Source organism: Streptomyces sp. NPDC093260 (assembly GCF_040683715.1).
In the GTDB taxonomy this organism is placed as follows: domain Bacteria; phylum Actinomycetota; class Actinomycetes; order Streptomycetales; family Streptomycetaceae; genus Streptomyces; species Streptomyces sennicomposti.
The window spans coordinates 250752-276339 of record NZ_JBFBEK010000006.1 but is presented as its reverse complement, the minus strand read 5'-3'; the positions used below and the strand labels follow the sequence as shown (position 1 = coordinate 276339).

The following is a 25588-nucleotide window of genomic DNA, read 5'->3' as shown; positions in this document are numbered from 1 at the left end:
CGGTTGCTCCTTAGAAGTGCGGAAGTCTGTGTCGTCGCGCCCGATGACTGAGGGCGTCAGTCGTGGGAGTGCAGCGGCTTGCCGGCCAGCGCCAGGTGGGCCTCGCCGAGCGCCTCGTTCTGCGTCGGGTGGGCGTGGACGAGCTGGGCCACCTCGGCCGGCAGCGCCTCCCAGTTGTAGATCAGCTGCGCCTCGCCGACCTGCTCGCCCATCCGGTCGCCCACCATGTGGACGCCGACCACGGCACCGTCCTTGACCTGGACGAGCTTGATCTCGCCCGCGGTCTTCAGGATCTTGCTCTTGCCGTTGCCCGCGAGGTTGTACTTGAGGGCGACGACCTTGTCCGCGCCGTAGATCTCCTTGGCCTTGGCCTCGGTGATGCCGACGGAGGCGACCTCGGGGTGGCAGTACGTCACGCGCGGGACGCCGTCGTAGTCGATCGGGACGACCTTCAGGCCGGCCAGACGCTCCGCGACCAGGATGCCCTCGGCGAAGCCGACGTGCGCGAGCTGGAGAGTCGGGACCAGGTCGCCGACGGCCGAGATGGTCGGCACGTTGGTGCGCATGTACTCGTCGACCAGGACGTAGCCGCGGTCCATGGCGACCCCGGCCTCCTCGTAGCCCAGGCCCTGGGAGACCGGGCCGCGGCCGACGGCGACGAGCAGGACCTCGGCCTCGAACTCCTTGCCGTCGGCGAGGGTGACCTTGACGCCGTTCTCGGTGTACTCGGCCTTCTGGAAGAAGGTGCCGAGGTTGAACTTGATCCCGCGCTTGCGGAAGGCGCGCTCCAGCAGCTTCGAGGAGTTCTCGTCCTCGACCGGGACGAGGTGCTTGAGGCCCTCGATGACCGTGACGTCGGCGCCGAAGGACTTCCAGGCGGAGGCGAACTCGACGCCGATCACGCCGCCGCCCAGGATGATCGCGGACTGCGGCACGCGGTCCAGGACCAGCGCGTGGTCCGAGGAGATGATGCGGTTGCCGTCGATCTGGAGACCCGGCAGGGACTTCGGCACGGAACCGGTCGCCAGGAGGACGTGGCGGCCCTGGATCCGCTGCCCGTTCACGTCGACGGAGGTCGGGGAGGACAGCCGGCCCTCACCCTCGATGTAGGTCACCTTGCGGGAGGCGATGAGACCCTGCAGGCCCTTGTACAGGCCCGAGATCACGTCGTCCTTGTACTTCTGGACGGCCGGGACGTCGATGCCCTCGAAGGTGGCCTTGACGCCGAACTGCTCGCTCTCGCGGGCCTGGTCGGCGATCTCGCCCGCGTGCAGCAGGGCCTTGGTGGGGATGCATCCCTTGTGCAGGCAGGTGCCGCCGACCTTGTCCTTCTCGATCAGGGCGACGTCCAGGCCCAGCTGCGCCCCGCGCAGGGCCGCGGCGTAACCACCGCTACCACCGCCGAGGATCACTAGGTCGAAAACGGTGCTGGCGTCGTTCGCCACGTCACGTCCTCCATGCATGTGCGCCGTGCGCCGGTCGTCACTGACCGGCAGGCGGCTGGTGTCCGGCCGCTCGTTCTTCGGCCCTTAGGTGGGGCCCTGTCCTGCCGACGCCCATCTTCGCACTTGTCGGAGGCCCACGAGACGCGGGGCCGGGGTGTGAGACACCCCACTCCGTGTCCCAGGGCAGGGCGCCGGGTCCGGATTCCGCGGAGCGGGCAGTACGGAAAGGGGCGCGGGGGCTGTGCCGCCGCGCGGCTCCGCCGCGCGGCACGACCGGCCCCCACGCCCCCGCACCCGCCCCACGACGGACGGACCCGGGTCGACGGGCGAACTAGCTCAGCTCACCCGAGGCCGCCAGCTCGGCCAGCCGCACCAGCGTCCGCACCGCGGACCCCGTGCCGCCCTTGGGCGTGTAGCCGAACGGCCCGCCCTCGTTGAACGCCGGACCGGCGATGTCCAGGTGCGCCCAGGTGATGCCCTCGCCGACGAACTCGCGCAGGAACAGACCGGCCACCAGGCCGCCGCCCATCCGCTCGCCCATGTTGGCGATGTCGGCGACGGGGGAGTCCATGCCCTTGCGCAGGTGCTCCGGCAGCGGCATCGGCCAGGAGTCCTCGCCGACCTCCGTGGCGGCCTCGTGGACCGCGCCGCGGAACGCGTCGTCGTTGGCCATGATGCCGAAGGTGCGGTTGCCGAGCGCCAGCATCATCGCGCCGGTCAGGGTCGCGACGTCCACGATCGCGTCCGGCTTCTCCTGCGAGGCGGCCCACAGCGCGTCCGCCAGCACCAGCCGGCCCTCGGCGTCGGTGTTGAGCACCTCCACCGTCTTGCCGCTGAACATGCGCAGCACGTCACCGGGGCGCACGGCGGAACCGGAGGGCATGTTCTCGGCCAGCGCCAGCCAGCCGGTGACGTTGACCTCCAGGCCCAGGCGGGCGGCGGCGACGACGGTCGCGAACACGGCGGCGGCGCCGCTCATGTCGCACTTCATCGTCTCGTTGTGACCGGCCGGCTTGAGCGAGATGCCGCCCGAGTCGTAGGTGATGCCCTTGCCGACGAGCGCCAGGTGCTTCTTCGCCTTGGAGCTGGTGTACGACAGCTTGACCAGCCGCGGGGCGGACGCCGAGCCCGAGCCGACGCCGAGGATGCCGCCGTAGCCGCCCTTGGTGAGCGCCTTCTCGTCCAGCACCTGGATCTTCAGGCCGTGCAGCTTGGCCGCGTCCTGCGCGATGGCGGCGAAGGCGGCCGGGTTGAGGTCGTTGGGCGGCATGTTGATCAGGTCGCGGGCGCGGTTCAGCTCCTCGCCGACCGCCACGGCGCGCTCCACGGCCGCCTTGTAGGCGCGGTCGCGGGGCTTGCCGCCGAGCAGCACGACGTCGGCGAGCGGCGCCTTGCCGCCGCGGCCCTTGGCGTCCTTGCCGTTCTCCTTGTAGGCGTCGAAGGAGTACGCGCCGAGCAGCGCGCCCTCGCCGACGGCGCCCGCGTCGGCGGCCTCCGTCAGCGGCAGCGCGAAGGCGGCCTTCTTCGCCCCGAAGAGGGCGCGGGCGGCCACGCCGGCGGCCCGGCGCAGCGCCTCGGCGCCGTAACCGGCGTCCTTCTCGGACTTCGCGCCGAGGCCCACCGCCAGGATGAGCGGAGCCTTGAAGCCGGCGGGCGCGGGCAGCTTCGTCACCTCGCCCTCGGCACCGGTGGCGCCGAGGGTCTCCAGGACGTCGGCGAGCCCGCCGTCGTACGCCGCGTCGACGGCCTCGGCGCCCGGTGCGACGACCGGGCCGTTGGTGCCCTTGGCGACACCGACGACGATCGCGTCGGCCCGCAGGCCGGGCACCGCGGCGGTGCTGAGAGTGAGAGCAGTCACGGTGGTGAAATCTCGCTTCCCTGTGAAATGGAGTGGCCGAATGCGGGTGGGGTCGACCGGGCCCGACGACCGACCCTAGATCCCTCCTGCGGTGCGGTCTCCACCCGGGCGGGCAAACACCCGGCACGAGCCTACGCGCGTTGCCGGGCGCGGCGGTCCCGCGGTCGTTCACCCGCAAGAGGCGCCCCGGTCGTCCGGCGGCTCCCGCCCCACCCCCGCGGGCGTCCGGGCGGGACCAACTCGCCGGAACGGAGCGGCGATCGGCGATGATCGTCGGATGTACGCCCCCACGCGTCACAGCGCCCCCGCCCGTCCGCTCCGCCCGGCCCCGGCCGCCGTGGTCCTCCTCGCCGCCCTGCTCCTGCTGCTCACCGGCTGCGTCGGCGGGTCCGGCGGTTCCGGCGGGAACGGCGCTTCCCGCGGCGGCGCGTCCGCCTCCGCGCGGCCGTCCGCCGCCGGGCGCTGGCTGCCGCGCCCCGGTGTGAGCTGGCAGTGGCAGCTCAGCGGCCGGCTCGACACCTCCGTCGACGCGGCGGTCTACGACATCGACGGCTTCGACCACCCGGCGGCGACCGTCGCGCAGTTGCACCGCGCGGGCCGCAAGGTGATCTGCTACGTCTCCACCGGCGCCTGGGAGGACTTCAGGCCGGACGCCGGGAAGTTCCCGAAGGCGGTGCTCGGCGAGGGCAACGGCTGGCGGGGCGAGCGCTGGTTCGACATCCGCCGCACCGACGTGCTGGAGCCGCTGATGGCGGCCCGTCTCGACATGTGCCGCGCGAAGGGCTTCGACGCGGTGGAGCCGGACAACATGGACGGCTACCGCAATCGCACCGGCTTCCCGCTCACCGCCGCCGACCAGCTCCGCTACAACCGTCTCGTCGCGAGGCTGGCGCACGAACGGGGCATGTCCGTCGGCCTGAAGAACGACCTGGGCCAGATCCCCCAGCTGGTGGGCGACTTCGACTTCGCGGTCAACGAGCAGTGCGCCCAGTACGGCGAGTGCGAGCGGTTGAAGCCGTTCGTCGCCGCCGGCAAGGCGGTCTTCCACGCCGAGTACGAGCTGCCCACCGGCAGGTTCTGCGCCGACTCGCGCCGGCTGCGGCTCAGCTCGCTGCTCAAGAAGTACGAGTTGGGGGCGTGGCGGCAGGCGTGTTGAACCCGGGGGCCGCGGGGGCGCCGTAGCCGGGGGCGCCCGGCGGGGCGTAGCCCGGGGCGGCCGGCAGGGCGTGGCCCGGAGCACCGCCGTGGCCCGGACCCGCCGGAGTGCCGTGGCCCGGGCCTGCCGGGATGCCGTGGCCCGGACCGGCCGGAGTGCGGCAGTCCCGGGCGGCCGGGGTGCCGAACTCCGGGGCGGCCGACGTGCCGTGGCCCTGGGCGGCCGGTGCGCCGGGCGTCCGGCGCAGGCCGAGGCCCGTGACCGCCGTGCCCGCGAGCCGGTCGGCCAGTGAGCGCCGGGCGGGCAGCAGGACCGGCAGTGCGTTGAGCAGGAAGAGCGCCACCGCCGCCGCCCACACCAGCACCGACAGCGCGAAGTGGCCCTCGATCAGCAGCACGCAGGCCACGGCGTAGACCGCGACGTCGGCCGCTGTGGTGACGGCGGCCCGCAGCGCGGCCCGGCGCGCCCGCCCGGAGGCGACCGCCCCGGCCGGGTCCACCCGCAGCCCCAGCAGCCCCTTGCCGACCGTCCGCCCCACCAGGGCGAGACACGCCCACTGGTAGAGGAAGACCGCCAGCACCAGCAGCCCGAACGCCTCCTCGACGTACAGCACCGCCTTGTCCCACAGCGAGAGGCCGAGGTGCTCGGAGGAGCCGAGGACGTCGCCGCGCGAGGAGAGCAGGTCGAAGCCGCCCCGGGCGGCGAGTCCGGGCACGTCGGCGACGAGCGCGGACATCCGGTGGAAGGTGAGCACGGCGAGCGCCGAGGCGGCCGCGGCCACCAGCGCGAAGTCGATGAACCAGGCCACGGCACGGCGTAGCTTCGGCACGGACGTCCCCCCCGATCGCGTGTCTGTCCGCGTCACCCTAGCGAGGTGGCGCGGACCGGCCCAGCGCGCGGAGCGGATCGTTTCAGCCCGGTGACGGTGCGGGCGCGCTCACCGTCGTGCGGTGCACGGCGGGGGCGGCGGGTCAGCCCAGGGCGAGAACGACCAGCGCTGTGGTGGCCGCCGTCTCGGCGAGGGCGCCGAAGACATCGCCCGTGACCCCGCCGAAGCGGCGCGTGCAGTGCCGCAGGAGGAGTTCGGCGGCGCCGAGCGCCGCGGGCGCCGCGCCCGCGGCGAGCAGCGCGGTACGCGTCCCGAGGCCCGCCCCCGCTGCGCCCGCCGCCAGGGTGAGCGCCAGGGCCGTGCCGAGCGCGCCGGCCGCCGGGGCCACGCCCGCGACCGCCGCCCCCAGCCCCTCGGGCCGCGCGGCCGGCACCCCGGTGCGCGCGGCCAGGGTCAGCGCGAGCCGGGCCACGGTCGCCGAGACGACGGCGGCCAGCGCGCCCCGGGCCCACGAGTGGCCGTAGGCCTGGCTCAGCGCGGCCACCTGCGCGAGCAGCACGAGGACGAGGGTGATGACGCCGAACGGGCCGATGTCCGACTGCTTCATGATCCGCAGCGCGTCCTCGGCGGGCTTGCCGCTGCCGAGCCCGTCTGCGGTGTCGGCGAGCCCGTCCAGATGCAGGCCGCGGGTCAGCACGGCGGGCACGGCGGCACTGCCGACGGCCGCGAGCAGCGGGCCGGCGCCGCCCCACAGCAGCAGCACGCCCACGGCGGCGGCCGCCGCGCCGACCACGAGCCCTGCCAGCGGTGCGCACAGCATGCCCGCGCGGGCCGCCTCCCGGTCCCAGCGGCTCACCCGCACCGGGAGGACGGTCAGCGTCCCGAACGCGAAGCGCAGACCGGGCAGGGCGGGAGCGGGGGAGAGGGCGGGGTCGGACACGCGGGCAGCCTACGGGAGGCCCCCGCGCCCCCCGGCGGCGGGCGGTGCGGGGGCGGACGGCGCAGACTGACTGCATGGGGCACTGGCTGTACCGCAACATCGTGGAACCGGGCAAACTGCCGCTGCTCCTCGCCCTCGGCGCCCTCGTCGTGACCTTCCTGGTCACCCGGGTCATCACCCGGCTGATCCGGGCCGGCAAGGGCCCCTTCGGGAACGTGAGGGCCGGCGGGGTGCACATCCACCACGTGGTGCCCGGGGTGGTCCTCAGCGTCCTCGGCGGCTTCGGGGCGGTGGCCAGCGGACGGCACGGGTTCGGCGCGGCGGCCTTCGCGGTGGTCTTCGGGGCGGGCGCGGGCCTGGTCCTGGACGAGTTCGCGCTCATCCTGCACCTGGACGACGTCTACTGGAGCGAGGCCGGGCGCAAGAGCGTCGAGGCCGTGGTCCTCACCGCCGCCCTGGTCGGCCTGGTGCTGGCCGGTTTCTCGCCGTTCGGGGTCAACGACGTGTCCCCGGGCGAACTCCAGGACCGCGGCACGGTCCTGTCCACCGTGGCCGTGAACTTCCTGTTCTCCCTGGTGGCGCTCGGCAAGGGCAAGCTGCGGCTCGCCGTGTTCGGTGTGATCGTCCCGCTGCTGGCCCTGATCGGAGCCGTGCGCCTGGCCCGCCCCGACTCGTACTGGGCCAGACGCTTCTACGCCCGCCGCCCGCGCGCCCAGGCCCGGGCGGACCGCCGCGCCGAGCGCCACGACCGCCGCTGGGGCGCTCCGCGCCGGGCCTTCGAGGACTGGATCGGCGGAAGACCGGACGCCCCGGCTCCGGCCGGGCTGCCGGACGGGCCTCCGGCCGAGTCGCCGGGTGCGGCCGAGGCCGGACCGCCGGGCGCGACCCGGGCCGGGCGGCCGGGTACGGCCCCGGCCGAGCCGTCGGTCACGACGGGTCGGGCCACGCCGCCGGGCACGGGTCCGGCCGGGCCGTCGGGCGCCGCCCCGCCCCCCGGAACACCCGCACCGCGCCCCGGCCCACCGCCACCGTCGTGAGGGCGCCGGGTCTCCGGCCGCCGCCGGGGCGGCCGCCCCGGCGGCCCGGGTGCCGTCGGCACATCCTCCGCGCGGGGCCGCCGCCGGGGCGATGCGCGGCGGATCGGCGCGGTGTCCCCGGCGCCGCCGGGGCGGGCCCCTACCGGCCGCGCGGGCCGGGGACCGCCGCCTCCGGCAGCGGCCCCGACACGATCGCCGAGCCCGCCGCTCAGACCCCGGCGTCGGTCTCCGTCGGCTTCTCCTCGTCGCCGTCCCCGGCGGGCGCCTCCGGCGACTCCGGCCGCGCCGGCAGTTCCGCCGCCAGTTCCGCCGCGGCCTGTACCAGGGGCAGGGCCAGCAGCGCGCCCGCGCCCTCGCCCACCGTCAGGCCCTGGTCGAGCAGGGGTTCCAGCGCCATCCGGTCCAGCGCCTTGGCCTGCCCCGGCTCCCCGGCGGCCTGTCCCGCCAGCCACCAGTCCGGCGCCCGGAACGCGATCCGCTGGCCCACCAGCGCGCACGCCGCCGAGACCACGCCGTCCAGGACCACCGGGAGCTTGCGCACCGCGCACTGGAGCAGGAAGCCGGTCGCCGCCGCGAGGTCCGCCCCGCCCACGGTCGCCAGCAGCTGCAACTGGTCGCCCAGCACCGGCCGCGCCCGGCGCAGCGCGTCCCGGATCGCGGCGCACTTGCGCATCCACGCCAGATCGTCGATCGGCTCGCCGCCGCGCCCGGTCACCACTGACGCGTCCGTCCCGCACAGCGCGGCCACCAGCACGGCAGCCGCCGTCGTCCCGCCCACGCTGACATCGCCGAGCACGACCAGGTCCGTACCGGAGTCGGCCTCCTCGTCGGCCACCGCCATCCCGGCCCGGAAGGCGGCCTCCGCCTCCTCAAGGGTCAGCGCGTCCTCGATGTCGATGCGCCCGCTGCCGCGCCGCACCCGGTGCCGTACGACGTCGGCGGGCAGCGTCTCGGGCGCGCAGTCCAGCGCCATGTCCACCACGCGCACCGGCACCCCGAGCCGGCGGGCCAGCACGGACACCGGACGGCCGCCCTCCAGCACCGCCCGCACCAGCCGATCGGCACTGCCCGCGGGCCGCTTCGACACGCCCAGTCCGGCCACGCCGTGGTCACCGGCGAAGAGCACGACCCGCGGCCGTTCCACCGGCCGCACCGGCACCGCGCCCTGGGCCGCGGCCAGCCACTCACCCAGGTCGTCCAGGCGGCCCAGCGCGCCTGGCGGCACGACCTGACGCTCCCGGCGCGCCTCGGCGGCACGGCGCACTCCGCCGTCGGGGCGCTCGATCAGATCGGTGAAGTCGTCGAGATTCAGCGAGCTCATTCGCCGAACAGTACCGGCCCCGGTCGAACACGGCGGAGCCACATCACCGCCACACCCGGACAGCCTCTTTCCCCTCGCGAGCGAGATCCCATACGTTCCCTTTGCCATGAAATGTCGGCGGCGCGGACCGTGCGGTACGGCCGTGGCCGGGCCGCCGCCCTACCGCACCGCCCGCACCGCCGTCGTACGACCCCGACGCCCCCGGGAGCCGCCCATGCCGCCCCTGCCGTACGCCCCGCGGATCTACGACCCGCGCCGTATCGCGTACGCCGCCGAACTCGCCCGGGGGACGGACCGGTTCAGCGAACCGCGCCGCGAGGACTGCCCCTGGTGCGGATCGGCGCGGCTGCGCACCCGGCTGCGCGCACCGGACCTGCTCCAGCGCAAACCGGGGGTGTTCGCCCTCGACCAGTGCCGGGACTGCGGGCACGCCTTCCAGAACCCCCGGCTCACCCCGGCCGGACTGGCCTTCTACCACCGCGACCACGACGAGTCCGACCCCGGGGGCCTGCCCGACCCGGTCCTCGCCGACCGCCGCGGGCGTCGCCGGCACCGCGGCGACGCCCGGCTGATGCTCAACGTGGGCGAACCGGAGAGCTGGCTCGACGTCGGCACCGGCCACGCCCACTTCCCGGCCGCCGCGCGCGAGGTGTTCCCGTACACAGCCTTCGACGGCCTCGACCCGACCCCGCGCGTGGAGCGGGCCCGGGAGGCCGGGCGGATCGAGGAGGCGCACATCGGGCACCTGGCCGACCCGCACCTCGCCGAACGGCTGCGCGGCCGCTACGACGTGGTCAGCGTCTTCCACCATCTCGCGCACGCCCCCGACCCGCGCGCCGAACTGCGCGGTGCGCTCGCCGCGTTGCGCCCCGGCGGCCATCTGCTGATCGAACTGCCCGACCCGCGCAGCGTGTTCGCCCGGCTGCTCGGCAAATGGTGGCTGCCGCACGGCCAGCCCCGCCATCTGCACCTGCTGCCGCTCGCCAACCTCCGCGCGGAACTGGAGGCGGCCGGCTGCACGGTCCTCGTCGTCGACCGCCGCACCCCGCACACCCCCAACGACCTCTCCGCCGCCCTCGCCCTGGTCCTCGCCCGGCTGCTGCCCGCCCCCGACGTGCCCTGGCGGCACACCCCGCCCTCCGCCGCCCGGCGCGCCGCACGCGCGGTCCTGGCCACCGCGCTGGGCCCGCTGGTGGACGTGGTCGCGGTGCTCGACCTGCTGCTGTCCCCGCTGCTGCGCCGCACCCCCGGCCTGTCCAACGCCTACCGCGTCGTGGCCCGAAGGGACGCCGCCTGACCGGCCGATCCCGGCGGGCGGCCCCGCGCGCGCCGCCGCGCGACCGGGGCGTTCAGCCGCGCAGCACCAGCGCCTGGCCCGCCACCACCAGCAGCACCTGCTCGCACTCGGCGGCGAACGCGGCGTTCAGACGGCCGAGTTCGTCACGGTAACGGCGGCCGGAGGCGGTGGCCGGGACGATCCCGGAGCCGACCTCGTTGGAGACGGCGACCACGGTCCGGGAGGTGGCCCGGACGGCCGCCGTCAGCGCCGCCACCCGCTTCCGCAGGGCGCGCTCGCCTCCGTCCGCCCACACGGCGTCGTCCCACGCGCCGACCGCGTCCATCGCGTCCGTCAGCCACAGCGACAGGCAGTCCACGAGCAGCGGCGGGCCGTCCTCGGCCAGCAGGGGCACCAGATCACAGGTCTCCGCCGTACGCCACGAGCCCGGCCGCCGCTCCCGGTGCGCGGCGACCCGGTCCGCCCACTCGGTGTCCCCGCCGCGGGTCCCGCCCGTCGCGACGTACAGGACGCCGGGGAAGGACTCCAGCCGTCGTTCCGCCTCCACCGACTTGCCCGAGCGCGCCCCGCCGAGCACCAGCGTGCGCCGGGGCACGTCCGGCACCTCCTCGTACCCGCCGACCGCCAGCGTCGTACCGTCCGGCACGGCCCGCGCGCCCGCCGCCGCCAGTCGCCGCCGCAGTTCGGGCCCCGGCGGCACGTCGTGGTCCAGGTGCACCGCGACGACGTCCGTGGCCGGTCCCACCGAGCCCACCGCCCGCAGCCTGGCCAGCGCGTCCGGCCGGCCCACCACGTCGGCGAGCACCATGTCGTACGACTGAGCCGTGTCCTCCTCCAGACCCGCGGGCGCGCCGCCCGGCGGCAGGTACAGCAACCGCAGCCCGTCCGGCGCGGTCACCGCGTACCCGGTGCCCGGCGCGTCCATCGCCACCGCCCGCACCCGGTGCCCCGACAGCAGCGTCAGCTCCCGCCCGTCCGGCACCCGGCCCGGCTGCGGCAGCCCGGCCGGCACCTCCACGGCGGGCCCGTCGTGCGGATGGGTCAGCAGCACCTGCGCCACCTGGCCCAGCGAGGCCCCGGCCCGCGCCGCCGCGAGGGCCGCCCCCGGGGTCAGGTCCAGCAGCAGCGCCCCGTCCACCAGCAGCGAGGTCGCCGCCCGCGCGTCGGCGCCGAGCGCCGTGGCGCAGGCCGCGCAGGGGCAGTGGGGGCGGGGCAGGCCCGCGGGGGCGCCGGTGCCGAGCAGAGTCACGTCCACGGAGATGATTTTCGCGGGTCGCCGCCGGTCTTGCGCATCCGGCTAGGCTGCGGGCAGGAGCCGGATGAAGATCCGGCTTCCGCTGTGCAGTGTGCTCACATCAGGGAGGCGTACATGGCGGCATGGACGTGGCGGTTCGAGACGGCCGACGGGACGGAGGTCCAGCCCGCGGTGCAGCCGGAGGAGTTCACCACGCAGGGCGACGCCGAGTCCTGGATCGGCGAGAACTGGAAGGCCCTGGCCGACGGCGGCGCGGACCAGGTCCGGCTGTTCGAGGACGCTTCGGAGATCTACGGTCCGATGAGTCTGCACGCCGACGAAGCGCAGGCGTGACGGCGGCCGGACGCGACAGGGTGCGGGCCTGACACGGCTCGTGCGGGGCAGGGCCCGTCCGTGACGGCTCCCGGCCCTGACGGGGTCGGGGCCCGGGCGTGAGGGCGGGCGGGGGCGGGGCCGGAGCCGGCGCCCGCCCCCGCCTCACTGTTCGCCCAGTGTCACGTCCACCGTGTGGTCCCGGCCGTCGCGGGAGAACGTCACCTTGGTCCGCCGGCCGGGCCGGTCCGCGGCCAGCGCCTCGGACAGCGAGGTGATCGTCGTGATCGGCGAGTCGCCCACACGGGTGATGATGTCGCCGGGCCGGATGCCTGCCCTGGCCGCCGCACCGCCCGCCTTGACCTCGACCACGGCCACCCCGGCGGGCTGGTAGTCGGTGTCGACGACCGTGCGGCCGGTGATGCCGAGCGCGGCCCGGCCGGAGTCCACGACCTTGCCGTACTTCACGATCTGCCCGGCGATCGTGCTCACCATCGACGCCGGGATCGCGAAGCCGATGCCGGGCGCGGCGCTGCCGCCGAGCTGCGGGTCGGTGGCGGCGAGCGTCGGGATGCCGATGACCTGGCCGTCCAGGTTGACCAGCGCGCCCCCGCTGTTGCCCGGGTTGATCGCGGCCGAGGTCTGCACCATGTTGGCGATCGTCGCCCCCGTGCCGCCGCCGCTGCTGCCCTCGCTGACCGTGCGGCCGGTCGCCGACACGATGCCCTGGGTCACGCTGGAGGACAGTCCCAACGGCGAACCCATGGCCAGCACGATCTGCCCGACCTCGACCTTCTCCGAGTCGCCGAGGGTCGCCGCCTTCAGACCCCGCGGCACCTTGTCCAGCTTCACCACGGCCAGGTCCTGGTCCGGGTAGGAGGAGACGAGGGTGGCGGTGAACGTCCCCTCGCTGCCGGCCGTCGTCACCCGGAACCGCTTCTCGTTCCCGACGACGTGCGCGTTGGTGACGACATGGCCCTTGTCGTCGTAGACGACCCCGGAACCGAGGTCGTTGCTGCCCTGGATCTGCACCACCGAGGGCAGGACGTCCCGGATCACCCGGAGGTAGTCGTTCTGGAGGTCGTTCGCGGAGCGTGGGGCGATCGCCTGCTGCCGGTCCCCGGAACCGTCCTTGGTGCCCGCCGAAGCCTCACCGCTCGCGGAGGCCGCCGTTCCGCCCGGCGACGAGGAGCCGCTGCACCCGGACAGCAGCGCGGCACAGCAGACCAGAGCGAGCAGCGGACCGGCCCACCTGAAGCGCCGGTCCCGGCCGAGAGAGACGTCCATGAACCGAGTCTGTCCCCGCCTCCGCGCCCCGTCCCGCACAGCTCACCCGAACGTGCGCCGGGGGAGGACGTCCCGCCGGGGCGGTTCGGGATTCCGGGGAGCCCCCGCCCCGTACGCCCGCAAAGCCCCAGCCCGGTGCGCCGGGGGAGACCCGCCCGAGGAGGCCCAGCCCCGTACGCCGGCGGAACGTCCCGCCGGAGGAAGCTCAAGCCCCCGCACGCGGGGAGAGGCTCAGCCCCCGTACGCCGCACAGATGCAGCAGCGCCGCCACCGAGCGGTACGGGTCGGTGCGGCCGGCCCGTTCCTCGGCGGCGAGCAGGGTCTCCAGGTCGGCCGGCGGCTCCGTGCCGTCCGCCGCCGTGTCCGTGAAGACCCGCACCCCGTACCAGGAGTGCAGCGGCGCCCCGATGCCGGCCAGCGTCGCCGTCAGATCGGCGAGCCGGTCCGCGCGGACGTCCAGGCCGAGCCGGTTGCGGTAGGCGGTCGTGTCGAAGGCGGCCAGCGCGCCCGCCCAGTCACCGGACAGGCCGGGCCGCAGCGCCAGCGCGTCGCCGTTGCGCACCAGCAGCGACAGCAGGCCGCCCGGCGCGAGCATCCGCGCCAGTCCGGCGAGCAGCGCGTCCGGCTCCTCGACGTACATCAGCACGCCGTGGCACAGCACCACGTCGAAACTGCCGGGCAGGAAGTGCACCCCGGTGTCCCGGCCGTCGCCCTCGACGATCCGCATCCGCGCCCGGATGCCCTCCGGCTCGCGGGCCAGCGCCGCGCGCGCCGCGGAGATCATCGTCTCGTCCCGCTCCAGGCCGGTCACCTGGTGACCGGCGCGCGCGAGGCGCAGCGCCTGCGTGCCCTGGCCCATCCCCACGTCGAGCACCCGCAGCCGCTGCCCCACGGGGAACCGCCCGGCTATCTGCTCCTCCAGCTGCCGGGCGACCAGTTCCTGCCGTACGACATCGCGCAGCCCGCCCAGCCTGGTCAGCCAGGAATCGGCCGCGTCCCCGGAGAAAGCGGTCGTACTCAGGGCCGCTCGCCCCGCTTGACCTGCGGCTTCGGCAGCCTCAGCCGACGCATCTGCAGGGAGCGCATCAGACCGTAGGCGACCGCGCCCTTGGTGTTCTGGTCCGGGAAGCGCTCGGCGAGCCGCTTCCTGAGCCGGAAGCCGCTGACGACGGAGTCCAGCACGATCAGGACGATCACCACCAGCCACAGCAGCAGCGCGACCTGCTGGAGGTAGCCCACCCGCACCATGGTCAGCACGAGGATGGCCACGGCCATCGGCAGGAAGAACTCGGCGATGTTGAACCGCGAGTCGATGAAGTCGCGCGCGAAGCGGCGCACCGGGCCCTTGTCGCGGGCCGGGAGGTAGCGCTCGTCGCCGTTGGCCAGCGCCTGGCGCTGGCGCTCCAGCACGACACGGCGCTCCTCGCGCTGCCGCTTGGCGGCGTCCTTGCGCGTCGTGGGCGTGGTGGCGACGCTGCGTCGCTGGGACTGGGCCTCACTCCGCTTCGGCGTCGGACGGCCCTTGGGGGCCTGAGGGTCACGGGGCTGCTTGGAGATGCTCACCGGGGCCTTGTCGGCGACCGGGGCCTTCTCTTCCTTGGCACGGCTACGGAACACAAATCCCAAGGGTAAGGGCTTGACCCGCATGGACCACAGCCCGGCCGGGAACGATCCGGCAACACCGGACGTCTGAAGGAGAACAGGGGGACGGCACGACCGCGGCGGTCCGGCGCTCCCGGGGATCACCTACTCCCTGGGCCGGAGCGGTGGCGTACGCAGTCGTCCTTGGGGATGACCGCATCCGCGTCCGAACAGTGCGGTAATGGATGCAGGGCCCGTACTGTGGGTTCTGTCGCAGAGCTGTGAGCTGGAGTCCGTCAGAAGGGGGCGCGCGAAGCCCATGAGCGGTGTCATGAAGCGTATGGGGATGATCTTCCGCGCGAAGGCGAACAAGGCCCTTGACCGGGCCGAGGACCCGCGCGAGACCCTCGATTACTCGTACCAGAAGCAGCTGGAGCTGCTGCAGAAGGTCCGCCGCGGCGTCGCCGACGTGGCGACCAGCCGCAAGCGCCTCGAGCTGCAGCTGAACCAGCTGCAGCAGCAGTCCTCCAAGCTGGAGGACCAGGGCCGCAAGGCGCTGGCGCTCGGCCGTGAGGACCTGGCCCGCGAGGCCCTGTCCCGCCGCGCCGCGCTCCAGCAGCAGGTCACCGACCTGGAGACGCAGCACTCCACCCTTCAGGGCGAGGAGGAGAAGCTCACCCTGGCGGCCCAGCGCCTGCAGGCCAAGGTGGACGCCTTCCGGACCAAGAAGGAGACCATCAAGGCCACCTACACCGCCGCCCAGGCGCAGACCCGGATCGGCGAGGCGTTCTCCGGCATCTCCGAGGAGATGGGCGACGTCGGCCTGGCCATCCAGCGCGCCGAGGACAAGACCCAGCAGCTCCAGGCCCGGGCCGGCGCGATCGACGAACTGCTCGCCTCCGGCGCCCTCGACGACCCGTCGGGCATGGCCAAGGACGACATCGCGGCCGAGCTGGACCGCCTCTCCGGTGGTACGGATGTAGAGCTGGAGCTGCAGCGCATGAAGGCCGAGCTGGCCGGCGGCGCCCCGCAGCAGGCCATCGAGGGCGGCCAGAACCAGGCGCAGCCCCAGCAGCAGCCGCAGGACGCTCCGCGCTTCGACAAGCAGTAGGCAGGGCGCGGAGCACGCCACGTCACGTCACCGACAGCCGGGGTCCTACGCCGCCGAGGAGGGCGACATGATCGTACGGATCATGGGGGAGGGACAGGTGAGGCTGGCCGACAGCCACCTCGCCGAACTCAACAAGCTGGACGACGAACTCCTGGCCGAGATGGAGAACGGCGACGGCCCCGGCTTCCGCCGCACCCTGACCGCCCTCCTCGACAAGGTCCGCGCCCTGGGCGATCCCCTCCCGGACGACTCCCTGGAGCCCTCGGACCTGATCCTCCCGTCCCCGGACGCCACCCTGGAGGAGGTCCGCGAACTGCTCAGCGACGACGGCTTGATCCCGGGGTGAGGCGAGGGCGCCCCCGAGCCTCGCCTGCGTTTCCGGCCCGTCCGGCGTGTGAGGACGAGGCCGTCCGGGCCGGCAGCGGGGGTGCGGGGGGCGGCGGGCCCGGCGTCCTCCGGGTGCCTTTCCGGGTAACGGCGCCCAGCGTCCCCGCCCAAGTTACCGTTGGCACCCGTGACCCCCCTCGACCGCGCCCGCTGCGGGCTCCGCGCACACCCCTTCGCCCTGGACGCGGCCCTCGCCGCCGCCGTCCTGGTGTGCATGGTGGCCGGCTCCTTCGTGGACCCGAACGAAGCGGGCGGCGTGAGCTGGGCCGTCCGCAGGCCCGAGGCCCTCAGCCTGGTCCTGATGACCCTCGGCGCCGTCGCGCTGGTCTTCCGCCGCCGCGCCCCGCGCACCGTCCTCGCCGTCACCGGCGCCGTCTCCCTGATCGAGTGCGTCACCGGCGACCCGCGCGCCCCCGTCGCGATGTCGGTCGTCGTCGCCCTGTTCACCGTCGCCGCGAGCACCGACCGCACCACCACCTGGCGTCTCGGCCTGTCCACGATGGTCGTGCTGACCGGCGCCGCGATGCTCGCGGGGCCCCTGCCCTGGTACGCGCAGGAGAACCTCGGCATCTTCGCCTGGACCGGTATGGCCGCCGCCGGCGGCGACGCCGTCCGTAGCCGCCGCGCCTTCGTCCGGGCCATGCGCGAACGCGCCGAGCGCGCCGAACGCACCCGCGAGGAGGAGGCCCGCCGCCGCGTCGCCGAGGAGCGGCTGCGCATCGCGCGCGATCTGCACGACGTGGTCGCCCATCACATCGCCCTGGTCAACGTGCAGGCCGGAGTCGCCGCGCACGTCATGGACAAGCGTCCCGACCAGGCGAAGGAGGCGCTGGCGCACGTCCGCGAGGCGGGCCGCTCCGCGCTCAACGAGCTGCGCGCCACCGTCGGGCTGCTCAGGCAGTCCGACGACCCGGAGGCGCCCACCGAGCCCGCCCCCGGCCTGGACCGCCTGGACGAACTCGTCGGCACCTTCCGCAGTGCCGGGCTGCACGTCGAGGTCGCCCGCGCCGACGGCGGCACGACCCTGCCCGCCGCCGTCGACCTGGCCGCGTTCCGCGTCGTCCAGGAGGCGCTGACCAATGTGCAGAAGCACGCCGGAACGGGCGCGCGGGCCGAGGTCAGCGTCGTACGCGTCGGGCCCAGGATCGAGATCACGGTCCTGGACGACGGCGCACGCGGCACCACCCGACCCGCCCCCGGCACACCCCGACCCGCCCCCGGCACCGGCGGGCGCGCCCCCGCCGCCGACGCGACCGCGGCCCCCGAAGCCCTGGAGACCTCCGAAGGCACCCCCGCTGCCGACACCCCCACCCCCACGGGCGGCCACGGTCTGCTCGGCATGCGCGAGCGCGTCACCGCCCTCGGCGGGGCCCTCACCACCGGCCCCCGGTACGGCGGCGGCTTCCGGGTCCATGCGATCCTGCCCGCGACGACCCACACCCCGCCCCCCACCTCGCTCCGCACCCAGCCCCACGCCCAAGCCCGTACGCCCGCCCCGGGGGATGCCGCATGACGATCCGTGTCCTGCTCGCCGACGACCAGGCCCTGCTGCGCAGCGCCTTCCGCGTGCTCGTCGACTCCGAGCCCGACATGGAGGTGGTCGGCGAGGCGTCCGAGGGCGCCGAGGCGGTGCGCCTGGCCCGGGAGCAGCGCGCCGACGTGGTCCTGATGGACATCCGGATGCCGGGCACCGACGGCCTCGCCGCCACCCGGCTGATCAGCGCCGACTCCGCCCTCGCGCACGTCCGGGTGGTCATCCTGACCACCTTCGAGGTGGACGACTACGTCGTGCAGGCGCTGCGCGCGGGCGCCTCCGGCTTCCTCGGCAAGGGCAGCGAACCGGAGGAGCTGCTCAGCGCCATCCGGATCGCCGCCCAGGGCGAGGCACTGCTGTCCCCGGTCGCCACCAAAGGGCTGATCGCCCGCTTCCTCGCCCAGGGCGACGCCGACGACGGCCGCGACCCGGCCCGCTCCGGGCGGCTGGAGGCGCTGACCGTGCGCGAGCGCGAGGTCCTGGTCCAGGTCGCCGGGGGCCACTCCAACGACGAGATCGCCGAGCGCCTGGCGGTCAGCCCGCTGACCGTCAAGACGCATGTGAACCGGGCGATGGCCAAGCTCGGCGCCCGCGACCGGGCCCAGCTGGTGGTCATCGCCTACGAGTCCGGACTGGTCCGCCCCAGGGTGGAGTGACCCCTCTCCACCTCGCTACGTCCGAGGGTGGAGCGGCCTCGATGCGGCTGTACTGCGCCGGGAGTATGGGCGCCGTAAGGAACGGGACCAGAGGCCTACGGAACGGCCCCCGCCGATGACCCAGGGTGTAGGGGTGGGGCGCAGCTGCGCGCCCGTGCCGCTTGCCCGGCGCACCGCCGCTCACAGAAGAGAGACCCTGACCGATGTCCTGGCTGTCCAGGTTCAGCCTCGCCCAGCGGGCCCTGATCGGACTGATGTCCGTGGTGGCGCTCGCGTTCGGGGCGATCGCCATACCCCAGCTCAAACAGCAGCTGCTGCCCACGATCGAGCTGCCCATCGTGTCCGTGCTGGCGCCCTACCAGGGCGCGTCGCCGGACGTGGTGGAGAAGCAGGTCGTCGAGCCGCTGGAAGACAACCTCAAGGCCGTCGACGGCATCACCGGCGTCACCTCCACGGCCAGTGAGGGCAGCGCCGTGATCACGGCGTCCTTCGACTACGGCAACGACACCCAGCAGCTCGTCGCCGATGTCCAGCAGGCCGTCAACCGGGCCCGCCCCAAGCTGCCGGACGACGTCGACCCGCAGGTCGTCGCCGGTTCGACCGACGACATCCCGACCGTGGTGCTGGCCGTCACCTCGGGCAGGGACCAGCAGGCGCTGGCCGACCAGCTGGACAGGACGGTCGTCCCGGAGCTGAAGAACATCGACGGCGTCGGCCAGGTCACCGTGGACGGCGTGCGCGACCTCCAGGTCACCGTCACCCCGGACGACCGCAAGCTCGCCGCGGCCGGGCTCACCTCCGCCGCGCTCACCCAGGCGCTCCAGGCGGGCGGCGCCACCGTGCCGGCGGGCTCCTTCGACGAGGGCGGCGCCAACCGCACCGTCCAGGTCGGCGGCGGCCTCACCTCGCTGCGGCAGATCCGGGACCTGATGGTCACCGGTCAGGGGGAGGCGGCGAAGAAGCCCGTCCGCCTCGGCGACGTGGCGACGGTGAAGCAGGAGGCGGCCAAGGCCGACTCCATCACCCGTACCGACGGCCGGCCGAGCCTGGCCGTCGCCGTCACCATGGACCACGACGGCAGCGCGGTCGCCATCTCCCACGCGGTCGAGGACAAGCTGCCCGACCTGCGCGAGGCGCTCGGCGGCGACGCGAAGATCACCACGGTCAGCGACCAGGGTCCGGCCGTCGCCAAGTCCATCGACGGCCTGACCACCGAGGGCGCGCTCGGGCTGCTCTTCGCGGTCCTGGTCATCCTGGTCTTCCTGGCCTCGGTGCGCTCCACGCTGGTCACGGCGGTGTCCATCCCGCTGTCGGTGGTGCTGGCCCTGATCGTGCTGTGGACGCGCGACCTGTCGCTGAACATGCTGACGCTGGGCGCGCTGACCATCGCCATCGGCCGGGTCGTGGACGACTCGATCGTGGTCCTGGAGAACATCAAGCGGCACCTCGGCTACGGCGAGGAGCGGCGCGAGGCCATCTTGAACGCCGTGCGCGAGGTGGCCGGCGCGGTGACCTCCTCCACGCTCACCACGGTCGCCGTGTTCCTGCCGATCGGCCTGGTCGGCGGCATGGTGGGCGAGCTGTTCGGGCCGTTCAGCCTCACCGTCACCGCCGCCCTGCTGGCCTCGCTGCTGGTGTCGCTGACGGTGGTGCCGGTGCTGTCGTACTGGTTTCTGCGCGCGCCCAAGGGCACGCCCGCCGAGGCCGACCAGGCCCGTCGCCGGGCCGAGGAGAAGGAGGCGAACAGCCGCCTCCAGCGCTTCTACGTCCCCGTCCTGCGGTTCGCCACCCGGCGCCGGCTGACCAGTGTGCTGATCGCGGTCGTGGTGCTGATCGGCACGTTCGGCATGACCCCGCTGCTGAAGACGAACTTCTTCGACTCCGGCGACCAGAAGGTGCTCAGCGTCAGGCAGCAGCTCGCGCCCGGCACCGGCCTGGCGGCGACCGACGCCGCGGCGCGCAAGGTCGAGAAGCTGCTCGCCGGCACGGAGGGCGTCAAGGACTACCAGGTCACTGTCGGCTCGTCCGGCTTCATGGCGGCCTTCGGAGGCTCCACCGACTCCCACCACGCCTCGTACCAGGTGATGCTGGAGGACTCGGCCTCCGCCGACGACGTCCGCGCCCACCTCGAGGACGGCCTGCACAAACTGTCCGGCATCGGCACCACCACGGTCAACGCCGGCGACGGCTTCGGCGACCAGGACCTGAAGGTCGTCGTCAAGGCGTCCGACGCGAACGTGCTGCGCACCGCGGCCGAGCAGGTCCGCAAGACCGTCGCGGGGCTGGACGACGTCACCGACGTCACCAGCGACCTCTCGCAGAGCGTGCCCCGCATCTCGGTGCGCGCCAACGCCAAGGCGGCCGCAGCCGGTTTCGACGACCAGACGCTCGGCCTGGCCGTCGCCCAGTCGGTGCGGGGCACCACCGCCGCCAAGGCGGTCCTGGGCGACACCGAGCGGGACGTCGTCATCCGGTCGGCGCGGCCCGCCGAGACGCTGGCGCAGCTCAGGGACCTGCGCCTGGGGCCGGTGAAGCTGAGTGACGTGGCCACCGTGCGGCTGGTGGACGGGCCGGTGTCGATGACCCGGATCGACGGCCAGCGGGCGGCGACCGTCACCGCCAAGCCGACCGGCGACAACACCGGCGCGGTCAGCACCAAGCTCCAGTCGAAGATCAAGGCGCTGAAGCTCCCGGCGGGCGCGACGGCCGAGATCGGCGGCGTCACCTCCGACCAGAACGACGCGTTCAAGAACCTCGGCCTGGCGATGCTCGCGGCGATCGCGATCGTCTTCATGCTGCTGGTCGCCACCTTCCGGTCGCTGGCCCAGCCGCTGATCCTGCTGGTGTCCATCCCGTTCGCGGCCACCGGCGCGCTCGGCCTGCTGATCGTCACCGGCACCCCGATGGGCGTGCCCGCGATGATCGGCATGCTGATGCTGATCGGCATCGTGGTGACGAACGCGATCGTGCTGATCGACCTGATCAACCAGTACCGCAAGCAGGGCCACGGCGTCGTGGAGGCCGTGCTGGAAGGCGGCCGGCACCGGCTGCGGCCCATCCTGATGACGGCGCTGGCCACCATCTTCGCCCTGCTCCCGATGGCGCTCGGGGTCACCGGCGAGGGCGGCTTCATCGCCCAGCCGCTGGCGGTGGTCGTGATCGGCGGCCTGGTCACCTCGACCCTCCTCACCCTCCTCCTCGTCCCGACCCTCTACGCCATGCTGGAACTCCGCAAGGAGCGCCGTGCGAAGAAGCGCGAGGCGAAGCGGGCGGCGAAGACGGAGGACCTGGAACCGGCGGGCGTCTGACGCCACCCGGACACGAAGACGGCCGGACTCCCTTCGGGGGAGTCCGGCCGTCGCGGTTCTCGCCGGGGCGCGGGCCGCCGTTACGGCAGCGCCAGCATCCGTTCCAGGGCCAGCTTCGCGAACGCCTCGGTCTCCTTGTCGACCTCGATGCGGTTCACCAGGTTGCCCTCGGCCAGGGACTCCAGGGCCCACACCAGGTGGGGCAGGTCGATGCGGTTCATGGTCGAGCAGAAGCAGACCGTCCGGTCGAGGAAGACGATCTCCTTGCCCTCCGGAGCGAATCGGTTCGCCAGGCGGCGGACCAGGTTCAGCTCGGTGCCGATGGCCCACTTGGAGCCGGCCGGGGCCGCCTCCAGCGCCTTGATGATGTACTCCGTCGAGCCGACGTGGTCCGCCGCGGCGACCACCTCGTGCTTGCACTCCGGGTGCACCAGGACGTTGACGCCGGGGATGCGCGCCCGCACGTCCTGGACCGACTCCAGACTGAAGCGGCCGTGCACCGAGCAGTGGCCGCGCCACAGGATCATCTTCGCCGCGCGCAACTCCTCGGCGGTCAGACCGCCGTTCGGCCGGTGCGGGTTGTAGACGACGCAGTCCTCCAGGGACATGCCCATGTCCCGTACCGCCGTGTTGCGGCCGAGGTGCTGGTCGGGCAGGAACAGCACCTTCTCGCCCTGCTCGAACGCCCAGTCCAGGGCGCGCTTCGCGTTGGACGAGGTGCAGATGGTGCCGCCGTGCTTGCCGGTGAACGCCTTGATGTCGGCCGAGGAGTTCATGTACGACACCGGCACGACCTGCTCGGCGATGCCGGCCTCGGTCAGCACGTCCCAGCACTCGGCGACCTGTTCGGCCGTCGCCATGTCGGCCATCGAGCACCCGGCGGCCAGGTCCGGCAGGACGACCTTCTGCTCGTCGCTCGTCAGGATGTCCGCGGACTCCGCCATGAAGTGCACACCGCAGAACACGATGTACTCCGCGTCCGGACGCGCGGCGGCATCGCGGGCCAGCTTGAAGGAGTCGCCCGTGACGTCGGCGAACTGGATGACCTCGTCACGCTGGTAGTGGTGGCCGAGGACGAAGATCTTGTCCCCGAGCTTGTCCTTGGCGGCGCGGGCGCGCGCCACCAGATCGGGGTCGGACGGGGAGGGCAGCTCGCCGGGGCAGTCGACGCCGCGCTCGCTCCTCGGGTCGGCCTCGCGGCCGAGCAGCAGCAGGGCGAGCGGCGTCGGCTGGACGTCGAGCTCCTGGGGCTGGGCGGTGGTCACGACACGCACCCTTTCTACTTTTCGTCTAATTGACGTTATCTATCATAACCGCTTCACGTCACTTTGACGATGCCCATAGCGTCGATGTGACGTGAATCCCGGCGACTTCTCGTCCGCAGCCGTTGCCCCCGTTGTCGTCTTCGTCGCATCGGTGCGCCCGATCCGTGCGGCCCTGTCCGCGGCCCGGCGCGTGTGCGAGCATGAAGAGGACGAGCATGGACACGTGAGAAGGCAAGTGCTCGGCCCGGAATGAATCCGCGGCCTCGCCGGTTGCACTCGTCGGCAAGCAGTCTCCGTACAACCCGGGAGAGATGTAGATGTCCGTATCGGACGAGACCACCACCGTCACCGACGGCATCGTTCTGACCGACGCCGCCGCGTCCAAGGTCAAGGCCCTGCTCGACCAGGAAGGCCGTGACGACCTCGCCCTGCGCGTCGCCGTCCAGCCCGGCGGCTGCTCCGGCCTGCGCTACCAGCTCTTCTTCGACGAGCGCTCCCTCGACGGCGACGTCGTCAAGGACTTCGGCGGCGTCAAGGTCGTAACCGACCGGATGAGCGCCCCGTACCTGGGCGGCGCCACCATCGACTTCGTGGACACCATCGAGAAGCAGGGCTTCACGATCGACAACCCGAACGCGACGGGTTCCTGCGCCTGCGGCGACTCCTTCAGCTGACCCGGCCGGACGCGTGAGCGTCCCGACGGAACGGATCTGACGGAAGGCGGCGGCCCCCACCTGGGGGACCGCCGCCTTCCGCATGCGGACCGCTCCGTGTGCGCTCCCGTCCGTCTCCCGCACGGTCCACCGCGGGCGGCGTCGTCCGCCGCCCCCGGCCGCCTACCGCACCGGCTGCCCCTTGTTCGCGTGCGGCGCGTCGGTCGTCCGGGCGGCGGGGCGCTCCAGCGGGACCGGGTCCCCGTCCGACCCGAACACCTTCCGCTCGCCGAGCGGACGCTCCAGCGGAACCGTCCGGTGGTAGATCCTGGCGATCGCGATGCACACCCGGTCCGGCCACCGCCTCTCGGTCACCGTGACCGTCACCCGGTCGGCGGCCTCGCGCGCGGCCACCTTGTAGTCCGAGCACACCCCGCCCTCGAAGGTCACCGTCAGCTCATCGCCCTGGACGCCGTACGCCGTCACCGGCACGTCCCTGGTGACCGGGGCGGCGGTGCCCGGACCGCTCGGCTTCGGCTCCCCCGGCCCGGACGGCGCCGCCGGCCCACCGGCCGACGAGGCCAGATACCGGGGGTCGACGGCCGGGTACGCCACCGTGTAGCTCTCCTGCCCGGCCGCCCCGCGCACCTGGAACAACCAGGACGGCACCAGCGTCCGCCGCCCCTCGGAGGTGCGCGAGGCCAGCCCGAACACCGCCTTGTCCACGGTCAGTGTCAGCGTCCCGCCCTTGACCGACCCGCCCGAGGAGGAGCCGCAGGGCGCCTCCAGCCGGTCCTTGCGCGGCACCGGACTCGCGCAGCCGCCGATGCCCATGCGGTGGTCGGTCCGGGGCGCCGCGTTCATCAGGTCCAGCGTCCTGCGCGCGCTCAGCACCGGATACGCGTCCCCCTTCGCCGGCGGCTTCAACAGCCCGCTGCCGCCGACCAGTTCGCCCCGCACGCCGACGACCAGATCGGTCGTCCAACCGTACGTGGGCAGGCCGCCCACCCGTGGCTCGGCGGTCACCGCCCGCTGGGCGCCCATGACGTGGCCCGCGTCCACCGCCGCGTCGCCCTGGCCCACCGCCGTCAGCACCGGGGCCACCGCCTTCTCGGCCGCCGCCACGCTCACCGGACGGCCGGCCGGAGCGATGGGGCCGTGCGCGCAGGTCACGCCCTTGCAGTTGTCGGTGCCCGGTGCGTACCGGCTGAACGTCCAGGAGCCCGGCGCCTGCCGGTCCACCCGCAGCACCGGTCCCGACCCGTCCTTCGCGGCCCCGGCCCGCCACGCCCGCGCCTCGGCCACCGGAGCGCCCTCGACGCCGAACGCCCTCGCCAGCCGGGCCGCCTCCTCGCGGGTGACCTCGCCCCGCGCCGTGTAGACGGGCGCCGATCCCGGACCGGCGGGCAGCGCGCCTGCCGCCCGGTAGGCGGCGCCGTAGGGGTCGGGTTCGCCGGGCGCGATGCCGGCCGTCCCGGAGCCGCCCGTGCCCCGGGCGGAGTAGCCGTCGAGGACCAGCGGCGGGGGAGTGCCCTGTCCGGCGGGCGCGGCCGACTCCGTGCGGCCGTCCGAGGCGCCGGCCGCCAGGTACGCCCCGCCGCCGCCCACCAGCAGCACGGCCGCCGCCACCGACGCCGCCATCAGCGGCCCGCGCCCCCACCGGGACCGCTCGCCGCCCTCCGTACGCGCCGTGTCCCCGCCCGAGGTGTCCTCGCCGGTCCCGGAGGCCCCGGGCCCGGGAGCGGTCCCGGAGGCGCCGCCGCCCGCTGCGCCGTTCCCCGCGGCCTCGGCCGCGTCGTCGTGGTCGGGTCGCTCGGTGTTCACCGCATCGCTCCTTCGGCTGCCGTACTTCCCGGGGTCGGCACCCGACCGGCCCTGTGGAAGTGATCGGCCGGCGGGTCGTGTCCCGCATCCCCCGAACGGGGGCGGCGATGGGACGCGGCGGGGGAGCGTACGGTTCCCGCCGCGCGCGGGCCGCCCGCCGGGCGCACCGGCGCCGAACGCCCGGGCGGAGCAATCCGAACGCTCAGCCGGAGCAATCCGTAGTCAGCAGGCGTACGCCACCCGGTCGGAGTACCGCGCCCTCAGTCGCCGTACTCCGCCATGGCGTCCAGCAGCCGGGCGGCCGACGCGGGCACGGACACGCCGTGGATGCGCGACGGCGGGACCGGGCGGGCGGCGTGGCGCTCGGGCGTGGACCAGTGGGGCGCCATCCGGGCGCAGTCCCCGCGCAGGGTGGCCAGGTCGGTGTCCTGATCGGCCGGGACGGGACGGCTGTGGGCCTCGGGGTTCGTCATGGGCGAACCGTAAGCACGGCACGACCGTCCGGGAAAGACCTACTATCGGGTAGTTTCGC

General features: G+C 74.1%; 21 protein-coding genes and 1 pseudogene. 10 read left to right on the top strand and 12 right to left on the bottom strand.

Annotated features, from left to right (window positions below; translation table 11 throughout):
• Window positions 1–56: 56 nt before the first annotated feature.
• Window positions 57–1445, bottom strand: coding sequence for a dihydrolipoyl dehydrogenase (gene lpdA / locus AB0N63_RS10740; protein WP_365526975.1), 1389 nt, complete (start codon window positions 1443–1445; stop codon window positions 57–59).
• A 331-nt stretch (window positions 1446–1776) separates the two neighbouring features.
• Window positions 1777–3303 (bottom strand): leucyl aminopeptidase, encoded by a 1527-nt coding sequence (locus tag AB0N63_RS10735; protein ID WP_365526973.1) that lies wholly within the window; start codon window positions 3301–3303, stop codon window positions 1777–1779.
• Window positions 3304–3580: 277 nt separating this feature from the next.
• Here AB0N63_RS10735 and AB0N63_RS10730 point away from each other — a divergent pair, with 277 nt between their 5' ends.
• On the top strand, window positions 3581–4459 hold the full coding sequence (locus AB0N63_RS10730; protein WP_365526970.1) for an endo alpha-1,4 polygalactosaminidase: 879 nt from the start codon (window positions 3581–3583) through the stop codon (window positions 4457–4459).
• Here AB0N63_RS10730 and AB0N63_RS10725 read toward each other — a convergent pair.
• Together AB0N63_RS10725 and AB0N63_RS10720 are read right to left on the bottom strand one after the other, a co-directional pair.
• Entirely contained in the window at window positions 4419–5288 is an 870-nt protein-coding gene (locus AB0N63_RS10725) for an RDD family protein (RefSeq protein WP_365526967.1), read from the bottom strand. The genes AB0N63_RS10730 and AB0N63_RS10725 overlap by 41 nt on opposite strands.
• Before the next feature lie 142 nt (window positions 5289–5430).
• Entirely contained in the window at window positions 5431–6228 is a 798-nt protein-coding gene (locus tag AB0N63_RS10720) for an adenosylcobinamide-GDP ribazoletransferase (protein WP_365526964.1), read from the bottom strand.
• Between the two features lie 74 nt (window positions 6229–6302).
• On the opposite strand from AB0N63_RS10720, the pseudogene AB0N63_RS10715 reads away from it, so the two are divergent.
• Window positions 6303–7034 (top strand): annotated as a pseudogene (locus AB0N63_RS10715) (hypothetical protein); the annotation flags it as partial.
• A 439-nt stretch (window positions 7035–7473) separates the two neighbouring features.
• Here AB0N63_RS10715 and cobT read toward each other — a convergent pair.
• Window positions 7474–8586 carry a nicotinate-nucleotide--dimethylbenzimidazole phosphoribosyltransferase gene (gene cobT / locus AB0N63_RS10710; RefSeq protein WP_365526961.1) on the bottom strand — a complete coding sequence of 371 codons (1113 nt, stop codon included), beginning with the start codon at window positions 8584–8586 and terminating at the stop codon, window positions 7474–7476.
• Between the two features lie 214 nt (window positions 8587–8800).
• On the opposite strand from cobT, the gene AB0N63_RS10705 reads away from it, so the two are divergent.
• Window positions 8801–9883 (top strand): class I SAM-dependent methyltransferase, encoded by a 1083-nt coding sequence (locus AB0N63_RS10705; RefSeq protein WP_365526959.1) that lies wholly within the window; start codon window positions 8801–8803, stop codon window positions 9881–9883.
• A gap of 52 nt (window positions 9884–9935) precedes the next feature.
• Here the strand turns inward: AB0N63_RS10705 and AB0N63_RS10700 are convergent, their stop codons facing one another.
• Window positions 9936–11138, bottom strand: a complete 1203-nt coding sequence (locus tag AB0N63_RS10700) for a bifunctional adenosylcobinamide kinase/adenosylcobinamide-phosphate guanylyltransferase (RefSeq protein WP_365526956.1) — start codon at window positions 11136–11138, stop codon at window positions 9936–9938.
• Between the two features lie 114 nt (window positions 11139–11252).
• On the opposite strand from AB0N63_RS10700, the gene AB0N63_RS10695 reads away from it, so the two are divergent.
• The gene (locus AB0N63_RS10695; protein ID WP_019984479.1) at window positions 11253–11471 is read left to right on the top strand and encodes a hypothetical protein; all 219 of its coding nucleotides are present in this window, start codon (window positions 11253–11255) and stop codon (window positions 11469–11471) included.
• Window positions 11472–11615: 144 nt separating this feature from the next.
• Here AB0N63_RS10695 and AB0N63_RS10690 read toward each other — a convergent pair whose 3' ends face one another.
• From AB0N63_RS10690 to AB0N63_RS10680, 3 genes are all read right to left on the bottom strand, one after another.
• Window positions 11616–12737, bottom strand: a complete 1122-nt coding sequence (locus AB0N63_RS10690; protein WP_365526954.1) for a trypsin-like peptidase domain-containing protein — start codon at window positions 12735–12737, stop codon at window positions 11616–11618.
• Between the two features lie 205 nt (window positions 12738–12942).
• The gene (locus AB0N63_RS10685) at window positions 12943–13674 is read right to left on the bottom strand and encodes a methyltransferase domain-containing protein (protein ID WP_365527056.1); all 732 of its coding nucleotides are present in this window, start codon (window positions 13672–13674) and stop codon (window positions 12943–12945) included.
• Between the two features lie 80 nt (window positions 13675–13754).
• Window positions 13755–14300 (bottom strand): DUF3043 domain-containing protein, encoded by a 546-nt coding sequence (locus AB0N63_RS10680; protein WP_365527054.1) that lies wholly within the window; start codon window positions 14298–14300, stop codon window positions 13755–13757.
• Window positions 14301–14637: 337 nt separating this feature from the next.
• Between AB0N63_RS10680 and AB0N63_RS10675 the strand changes: the two genes are divergently transcribed.
• The 5 genes from AB0N63_RS10675 to AB0N63_RS10655 all read left to right on the top strand — a co-directional run bounded on the left by AB0N63_RS10675 (window position 14638) and on the right by AB0N63_RS10655 (window position 21314).
• Complete coding sequence (locus AB0N63_RS10675) at window positions 14638–15429, top strand: PspA/IM30 family protein (protein WP_009188196.1); 792 nt, start codon at window positions 14638–14640, stop codon at window positions 15427–15429.
• Window positions 15430–15496: 67 nt separating this feature from the next.
• Entirely contained in the window at window positions 15497–15775 is a 279-nt protein-coding gene (locus AB0N63_RS10670; RefSeq protein WP_365526952.1) for a hypothetical protein, read from the top strand.
• Between the two features lie 168 nt (window positions 15776–15943).
• A complete protein-coding gene (locus tag AB0N63_RS10665) occupies window positions 15944–17329 on the top strand; it encodes a histidine kinase (RefSeq protein ID WP_365526949.1) in 1386 nt (461 codons plus the stop codon).
• On the top strand, window positions 17326–18006 hold the full coding sequence (locus AB0N63_RS10660; RefSeq protein WP_365526946.1) for a response regulator transcription factor: 681 nt from the start codon (window positions 17326–17328) through the stop codon (window positions 18004–18006). The genes AB0N63_RS10665 and AB0N63_RS10660 overlap by 4 nt, the downstream gene beginning before the upstream one ends.
• A gap of 203 nt (window positions 18007–18209) precedes the next feature.
• Window positions 18210–21314, top strand: coding sequence for an efflux RND transporter permease subunit (locus tag AB0N63_RS10655; RefSeq protein ID WP_365526944.1), 3105 nt, complete (start codon window positions 18210–18212; stop codon window positions 21312–21314).
• Between the two features lie 80 nt (window positions 21315–21394).
• On the opposite strand, the gene nadA is transcribed toward AB0N63_RS10655, so the two are convergent.
• A complete protein-coding gene (nadA, locus tag AB0N63_RS10650; protein ID WP_365526941.1) occupies window positions 21395–22579 on the bottom strand; it encodes a quinolinate synthase NadA in 1185 nt (394 codons plus the stop codon).
• Between the two features lie 317 nt (window positions 22580–22896).
• Between nadA and erpA the strand changes: the two genes are divergently transcribed.
• Window positions 22897–23253, top strand: a complete 357-nt coding sequence (erpA, locus tag AB0N63_RS10645; RefSeq protein WP_019522019.1) for an iron-sulfur cluster insertion protein ErpA — start codon at window positions 22897–22899, stop codon at window positions 23251–23253.
• A 162-nt stretch (window positions 23254–23415) separates the two neighbouring features.
• Here erpA and AB0N63_RS10640 read toward each other — a convergent pair whose 3' ends face one another.
• A complete protein-coding gene (locus AB0N63_RS10640) occupies window positions 23416–25056 on the bottom strand; it encodes a hypothetical protein (protein WP_365526938.1) in 1641 nt (546 codons plus the stop codon).
• A gap of 260 nt (window positions 25057–25316) precedes the next feature.
• On the bottom strand, window positions 25317–25529 hold the full coding sequence (locus AB0N63_RS10635; protein ID WP_365526935.1) for a hypothetical protein: 213 nt from the start codon (window positions 25527–25529) through the stop codon (window positions 25317–25319).
• Window positions 25530–25588 lie beyond the last annotated feature (59 nt).

Bases quoted from the DNA above. Each gene is read 5' to 3' on its own strand.
- cobT (WP_365526961.1), bottom strand. From the start codon at position 8,586: ATGAGCTCGCTGAATCTCGACGACTTCACCGATCTGATCGAGCGCCCC.
- AB0N63_RS10635 (WP_365526935.1), bottom strand. From the start codon at position 25,529: ATGACGAACCCCGAGGCCCACAGCCGTCCCGTCCCGGCCGATCAGGAC.
- AB0N63_RS10655 (WP_365526944.1), top strand. From the start codon at position 18,210: ATGTCCTGGCTGTCCAGGTTCAGCCTCGCCCAGCGGGCCCTGATCGGA.
- AB0N63_RS10705 (WP_365526959.1), top strand. From the start codon at position 8,801: ATGCCGCCCCTGCCGTACGCCCCGCGGATCTACGACCCGCGCCGTATC.
- AB0N63_RS10675 (WP_009188196.1), top strand. From the start codon at position 14,638: ATGAGCGGTGTCATGAAGCGTATGGGGATGATCTTCCGCGCGAAGGCG.
- AB0N63_RS10730 (WP_365526970.1), top strand. From the start codon at position 3,581: ATGTACGCCCCCACGCGTCACAGCGCCCCCGCCCGTCCGCTCCGCCCG.
- AB0N63_RS10695 (WP_019984479.1), top strand. From the start codon at position 11,253: ATGGCGGCATGGACGTGGCGGTTCGAGACGGCCGACGGGACGGAGGTC.
- AB0N63_RS10660 (WP_365526946.1), top strand. From the start codon at position 17,326: ATGACGATCCGTGTCCTGCTCGCCGACGACCAGGCCCTGCTGCGCAGC.
- AB0N63_RS10690 (WP_365526954.1), bottom strand. From the start codon at position 12,737: ATGGACGTCTCTCTCGGCCGGGACCGGCGCTTCAGGTGGGCCGGTCCG.
- erpA (WP_019522019.1), top strand. From the start codon at position 22,897: ATGTCCGTATCGGACGAGACCACCACCGTCACCGACGGCATCGTTCTG.
- AB0N63_RS10670 (WP_365526952.1), top strand. From the start codon at position 15,497: ATGATCGTACGGATCATGGGGGAGGGACAGGTGAGGCTGGCCGACAGC.